General features: G+C 56.8%; 5 protein-coding genes. 1 reads left to right on the top strand and 4 read right to left on the bottom strand.

Annotated elements, in window-relative coordinates; all coding sequences use genetic code 11:
* The coding region (locus tag J3U88_RS33150) for a hypothetical protein (protein ID WP_207863513.1) at window positions 1-394 on the bottom strand (394 nt) is incomplete at its 3' end.
* A gap of 852 nt (window positions 395-1,246) precedes the next feature.
* On the opposite strand from J3U88_RS33150, the gene J3U88_RS33145 reads away from it, so the two are divergent.
* Window positions 1,247-2,287 carry an asparaginase gene (locus J3U88_RS33145; protein WP_279382665.1) on the top strand — a complete coding sequence of 347 codons (1,041 nt, stop codon included), beginning with the start codon at window positions 1,247-1,249 and terminating at the stop codon, window positions 2,285-2,287.
* 454 nt (window positions 2,288-2,741) lie between these two features.
* Here the strand turns inward: J3U88_RS33145 and J3U88_RS33140 are convergent, their stop codons facing one another.
* The 3 genes from J3U88_RS33140 to J3U88_RS33130 form a co-directional block, all read right to left on the bottom strand.
* Entirely contained in the window at window positions 2,742-4,301 is a 1,560-nt protein-coding gene (locus tag J3U88_RS33140; RefSeq protein ID WP_207863511.1) for a diguanylate cyclase, read from the bottom strand.
* 125 nt (window positions 4,302-4,426) lie between these two features.
* A complete protein-coding gene (locus J3U88_RS33135) occupies window positions 4,427-5,530 on the bottom strand; it encodes a hypothetical protein (RefSeq protein WP_207863510.1) in 1,104 nt (367 codons plus the stop codon).
* Window positions 5,531-6,025: 495 nt separating this feature from the next.
* The coding region (locus J3U88_RS33130; RefSeq protein ID WP_207863509.1) for an ATP-grasp domain-containing protein at window positions 6,026-6,821 on the bottom strand (796 nt) is incomplete at its 5' end.

The raw sequence follows: 6,821 nt of genomic DNA, 5'->3' as shown, positions 1-6,821 counted from the left end.
CGAAATCGTCGGCGACCCGGCCACTGACGGTGACGGCGGCACGGTTGACGTAGGCGTCGCCGACGGGATCGGTCAGGGTCAAACGGGGCGGGGACTGATCGCGAACCACATCAAAGCTTTGCTGGGTCACGCCGTGCTGGGGATGGCGCGCGGTGAGAAAGAATCCGTTGACGCCGGCGCGAAGGGTGAGCGGGTGTGAGAAGGCGCCGTCGGGGTTGACGGTGATGGTATCGCTGCCAAGGGTTAAGCTGCTGTCGGCGGGGGTGACGGAACCGGCGAGGACGAGGGTTTCGTCTTGGGTAAAGGCGGGCAGGGGTTGGCGTTCGATGGTCGGCGGGGATTGCGCAAAAACAGAAAAACAGAGAGCAAGCCAAACAAACAAGGACCGCAACATAAAGACACCTTCATTAAATAATGAATCGCCGCCTGGGCTGACACCTAAGAAGCGCTGACGCGGTGATTTTAGCTAAACCTCTGGGCTGCAACGGTCTGTGAAAATGCTCACTGCACCCAGTGGGTGCGGTCGGGCGCGACCCCGGTCCGCTTTTTCCAAACCATTTCGCTCCAAATCTTTAGCCAAAATCCCTCGCTCTTATCGCGCTTCTTGGGTAACAGTCTGCAAACGAACGCTTGTGATGACATGGATGACCATGCTTAAAGAAGCACGCTGTACCAAAGTGATCAACAAAGCGAATGCGCCGCCCTAAACGTGCGATTGAAAACCAACGCGCACGCTGAAGGATAATCCGGTGATCAAAGGTTCAATTTCTTTAATCGAACCACCTGAAGGCGGTGGGACTACAAAGAACGATTCCGTGGAAACGTGACTTGAGGCACGAAATGGCATCTATATTTTTCCAGAGATCAGTCTAATATTCCTGATTCCAAATTGGATAAGAGAGATAGCAGTAAACTGAGGGTTTAAGTAAAGGCCGGTGTTTGTTGCAATTTGCGCCGACGCGAAACATATTGAAGATAGGCCCTGTGCCGAACCCGTGGTGCTCGCGGAGATTCCCGCACTTCCTCCACGCGTTTCTCGCGAGAAACGCGCGAAACGCAACCTTCGGTTGCGCCCGAGGCCCACCCTGGAAACTGCTACTTTTCGTTGCCTTCCCTTTGTTCCCTCATGCCATCCCACCCTTCGGATCTCAACAAGTGCGACACCACGGGTTTCTCTCTTCCCCCCGCTCTTCTCTCCGTTTAGAATCGCGCTGTACCCATTCTCCAACTCAGTCAGGGGGGCTCGATGGCGCGAAACGAGCAACGTAAAAAAACGAACCGGGTTCTGATTCTTTCGACTGGCGGCACGATCGGGATGCGCGCCCCAAAAGACGGGGCTCTCGAGCCGGCGCACATCCTTCAAGACCTGGCTCAATGGATTCCCGAGTTGGATCAGTTGGCCGACTACAGCGTGGAAGTGGTTGCCAATGTGGATTCTTCGCAGATCAAGCCCGACTTGTGGCTGACCTTGGCTCGCCGGATTGAGCGTTCGGTGGAAGCCAGTGACTGCGACGGGATTGTGGTTTTGCATGGGACGGATACCATGGGGTTTACCGCCTCGGCCTTGTCCTACTTGCTCCCGGGTTTGTCACTTCCCGTCGTATTGACGGGTGGTCAACGGCCCTTGGCGGAACCACGTACCGACGCGCGCAACAATGTGTTGGGTGCCATTGAAACGGCGCTGCATGGACCGAAAGAAGTTCTGGTCTTTTTCAATAACCTTGTCTTCCGCGGCAACCGCTCCAGCAAAACCGCGATTGGTGATTTCGACGGCTTCAGCAGCCCCAACTTTCCCGAGTTAGGCCGGGCCGGGATAAGCTGGGAATGGAACAAATCTCTGTTTTGGCCGGAGACGCGGCGCCCCTCGGTTTTTCAGCCGATCCCCGATGTTTTGCCCAGCGCGCCTTGGGTGATTCCCTGGGTGCCCGGCCTTGATTTTTCCGGCTTACAGCCCGCGCTCGCCAACCAATGGGCGATCATTTTGGAAGCCTTTGGCACGGGGAATTTGCCGGTCGACGAAGGACTGAGCGAGGCCCTTTCCGGTTATGTCGCGGACGGCGGCATGGTGTTTATCCGCAGTCAGGTTCCCCGCGGCAGCATCAAGCTGGGAACCTACCGACCCGGCCGTGCGCTGCTGGAAATGGGTGCCCGCGACGGGTTGGATATGACCCGCGAGGCGATGGTTACCAAGCTGATGGTCCTCAAAGGGTACGGGCTCGGTCGCCAAAAGATCGGGCACATGGTCGGCCGAAACCTGGTGGGTGAACTCACCGAACCCCAGCCTTGATTGGGGTGTTTGGGTGATTACCGGGGATGCGCGGAGGGGGGTTGTGAGGCCGGCGCCTTCGGCGGCCTACACGACGGGAACTCCCGGGGACCCTGGGTAAACGGTTGTTCCACAACCCTTTACCCAGGGCTGAAATCTGGTAACACCTTCGGTGTAACCAGATGTTGCTCGCCTTTGGCTCACGTTTAAATCAGTAGTGGTCCACACCTGGCGGTGTGCGTACCCGCGTTGGGGTACGCCGGGTGAAGCCCGACCCCATCGGCGTTGTAACGGGTGAAGCCCAACCCCACCGGCGTCGTATCGGGTGAAGCCCAACCCCACCGGCGTCGTATCGGGTGAAGCCCGACCCCATCGGCGTTGTAACGGGTGAAACCCGGTCGTAGCGGCGTTCGGGTGATGATCCGGTGCGGTGAAATGGGACCGAGTGGCTCCGGGCTGTTTCTCTGAGACCTTTCTACTCGGCTTCGCTTGTTTCCTCGCCGGGGAGTTCCTCGGCGCTGATGACCCGGTTGCGTCCTTGTTTTTTGGCCTCGTACAGGGCTTTGTCCGCTTGGTCGATGAACCCGCTGACGTTGTTTTCCATCCAAGGTCGATAGCAGGCGACGCCCAGGCTGACCGTGACCTTTAACTTGAGGCCGTTTTTCTCGGTGGTCAGGTCCTCTACCGCTTTGCGCAGGCGCTCGGCAAAAAGGCGGCAGCCCGCCATGTCCGTTTCCGGGAGCAACACCATGAACTCTTCGCCGCCGTAACGGGCCGCGATATCCGTGGCCCGCGTGGTCTCGCGCAACACGTTCGAAACACCCACGATGACTTGGTCGCCGATCAAATGGCCGTAGGTGTCATTCACTTTTTTGAAATGATCAATATCCAACAGAATCAAGCTGCAATCGCGGTCGTAGCGACGGGCGCGGCGCATCTCCTCGTACACCCGTTTGTCGATGTACTTGCGGTTGTAGAGCCGGCTCAAATCGTCCGTGACCGCTTGGGTGTAGAGGCGCGCGTTCTCCAGGGCAATCGCTGTTTGGCAGGAGAAGGCCGTTAAAAACTCGGTCTGGTGACGGTGGAAGGTGCCGACCTCGTTCAGGTTGTCCAAATAGATCACGCCCGAGGTTTTGTCCTCTTGTTTGAGCGGAATACAGACCACGGAGCGAATGCGCGAGGCCATGATGGATTGCGATGATTTAAAACGGTGGTCCTGCATCGCATCGTCAATGAACTCGATGCGTTGGTTCTCGAAACAGGTTTTGGCAATGGTTTGGCTAAAGGTGAAATCGAAGTCCAAGGCGGAGTGATCCACGCGGTCAAAGCGGTGGGTGACCATGGAGCGCAGCACCCCGTGGGTGGCATCGTACAAAAGAATGAAACCGCGATCCGCGCCAAGCACGTCGACCACCATGCGCAACGCGGTACTCAACAGCTGGTTGGTGTCGAGGATTTTGCCGATCTCTTGGTTGATCTGTTGCAACACCTCGTGCTCGCGGAACTTGGCCTCGACGAACTGGTGCAAACCCCGCAACTCGTCTTCCATGCTGTTTTTTAGCAAGGCCGCTTTGTCCGCGTCCTCAACCTGGGCTTCCACCAAATTGCCCAGCTCGTGGCGAATCCGGCTGAGCTCTTGGTTCCAGCGCAAACTGGAAAAATTGACCGTGAACCGCTGGGTCGCCGCGGTTTCGCTTTCTTCCGACTCGGTCGCCTCGGCCTTGGCCAGGGTGAGGTAGCGCATTGGGCGCCGGCCCAACAAAACATCGTCGTCGGGTTCTAAGGCGCAGGGCTGATGGGATTCCAACAAGGCGCCGTTGATTTTGGTTCCGTTACTCGAACCTAAATCGACCAAATAATAGGTATCGTCTTTGCGAACACAACGGGCGTGATGGCGTGACACGCTGCCGTCGTCGATGCAGATATCCAGCGACGGATCGCGGCCGATATTGTAACTCTCACCCGATAAGACGAAATCGGTGGTTTCACCGTTGGCGGTCCATCTCAAAACAAAGCTGGGCGCGTCGTTGGCCATAGTATTCCCCGTATCAGGCCTAGCCGACAGGGTACGCACGCGGCGCCGTCGTGCCCGGTGACCCGGCCGATGTGTTGTGTGATTGATAGGACGTTAGCACAAAAACGGCACCCTGGCCATAGGGCTTACTCGGCGGGGAAACGGGTGTCCAGAATCGCCATGAACTCGCGGTGCTCATCCCGCTCGCGCGCGAAAATGGTGTATTTGCTGCGATTAAGGCGTCGCTTTTGTTCCCAACTCGCCCTTTCGCGACGGTTGGCCTTGCGTGCCTCCTCGTCGCCGTTCTGTTTGGCGACCCACTCGCGGCGACGCATGACCTCAATATTGTGATCGAGTTTTGCCAGTTGTTCGTCCAACGCCGTTAATCGTTTGCCGTAATAATCCCACCACGCATAAGCACGGTTGTACTGGAAATGGACCTGTTCTTCCAGGTGCATGTCCAGCTCCGTTGCGTAATTGGCTTCCTCTAATAAATGGTCGCAAAAGGCTTGGCGGTTCCGCAGGGGTAAGGTTCGTTTGTTGAGGAATCCTTCCAGGATAAAAGTATCGGTAAGTGGGTAGCGTTTGCGCAAACGTTGGTAGGCGTGAATTTGGGCCACGAAGGCGTCGACCTCGCCACCTTCTTTGGTGAGCTGTTTGCTGTAAAAGGCCTCGCGATCATGCCATCCGTCCAATTGCAACAAATCGACATCCGCGAAAGGGTCGAGCCCAACCAAGTGGATTAACTCGTGGTACAGCACCAAGTAGGTTTGCATGACGGAAAGGCCTGCTTTGACACAGATTTGGGGGCGGAAGGCCACATCCAAAAATTCGAAACTCCGGTTGTTGCGACGCCGTTGGTCCACCACCACGTAGGTCTCGGGATCGGCCCACTTTTCGGCCCCGTCCGGGTTCAGCGCAATCCATTCTTGATCGCCTTTTTGACGGTAAAAGTTGGCAACTTCTTGGGTGAACAGACCGCGTCGCTGACCGTGGCTGCCCAAATCGGCGCCACCGCAAAAGGAAATGATGTTAATTAAAGCCGCGTCGCTTTCCAGTTTTGCTTTTTTACGGGCGCGGGCCAACAACATGCGGCCCTCGCTGTCCGCCTTGAACAGCTCGAGGATGGGCTCCATGGTTTCCGGCGTAAGTTGTTGCACCGGGGCGTGTAATTCCTCAGAACTCGGCAAGGCCCACAGCGTGACGCTGAAAAAAGGAATAAAAAGGAGGAAAACGGGAATTCGCGGCATCGTCTACCCACCCTATAAATACCTATCGTGAGCCGGCATGATCGCGATGGATCGACAAGCCCTGCTCGGCCAAAAGCTGAAGTCGTATCAGACAACGGCGGCCATCCGTTAAGAGAACCATGACGGTCATTCGGCGTCAAGATAGGATGTGCAACTTTCAAGGGATTAAACCTAAGAATCGCGATAAATCGCGGTGGTTTTTGCTAAACCTCTGGGCTGCAACGGCCAGTGAAAATGCTCACTGCACCCAATGGGTGCACGTCCGCTTTTCCCAAGCCATTTCGCTCCAGATCTTTAGCAAAACCCCCTCGCTTCAGCGCCTCTTAGGTTAAAGCGTGTTTTTCAGTGGATCTCGGTTTTTGGTGGGGTGGTCGTTTTCTTGCGGCGGTCGGTTGACAAAAGGGTACAAAGGTTCATAAGTAAAAAGGTTCGCGTGGACATATTTCGGTGAAGCCACGCGATCCTGAGGACATTGTTCCGCCTATCATACGGGAATTAGGGCGAAGCATAAAGGTGTAGGCCGCCGGCAATTTCGTCGGCCATGGTTAAGGTGTGTTGCAGATCCTCGTGACGCAGCATCAAAAAACCGTCTGAAACCAGCGTGTGGCGCCAGTTCCGGCGCGAGGCGCCGACCGGCAGCAGGTTGTCCCACACAATGTGCTCGCCATAGGCCTGGCGAACCGCATCCAAGCCGTCGATCTGCCGAATCACGCCTTGGCCGCGGGCGCGTTTGTAAATGGTGGCCACATTGTGGCTGTAGTTAAGTTCGCTTTCAAAGGCGTGCCAGCACACGGCACGGCCCCACTCGCGGAAGACGTCGAAATCGCAGACGTACTTCATTTGGTCGACCTGGTGCGCGCCGGGTGGGCGGGCGCCGATTTCACCAAACACCACCTCGCCGTCGGCTTTGCGGTACCACTCCATGTGGGTGAAACCGGTTTGGAAGCCCAGCACCTCGATCACCTTACGGCCCATGGCGATGCCCTCGGCCAAGTGGGGCACGTCGAGGTTGCGCAGGGCAATCACCTGGGGACTGATCCATTCGTTGCCGCGTGCGATCAAGGGGCGCGGGCGGTACCAGGCGACATTTTCGAAGGCGACCTCGCCCTCGATGGTGATGGTGTCGTAGGTGAATTCTTCGCCGTCGATGAATTCTTCGACGCTTACCTCGGGGACATGGTGGAGCCGCGGCAAAACGGCGCGTAATTCCTCAATGTCGTTAACGCGGTAGGTGTCGGCTGAGCCCGCGCCGGAAATGGGTTTAAGAATGACGGGAAAACCCAACTCGTTT

Source organism: Acanthopleuribacter pedis, from assembly GCF_017377855.1.
Classification (GTDB): Bacteria; Acidobacteriota; Holophagae; order Acanthopleuribacterales; family Acanthopleuribacteraceae; genus Acanthopleuribacter; species Acanthopleuribacter pedis.
This window is presented reverse-complemented; position numbering and strand designations above follow the sequence as displayed.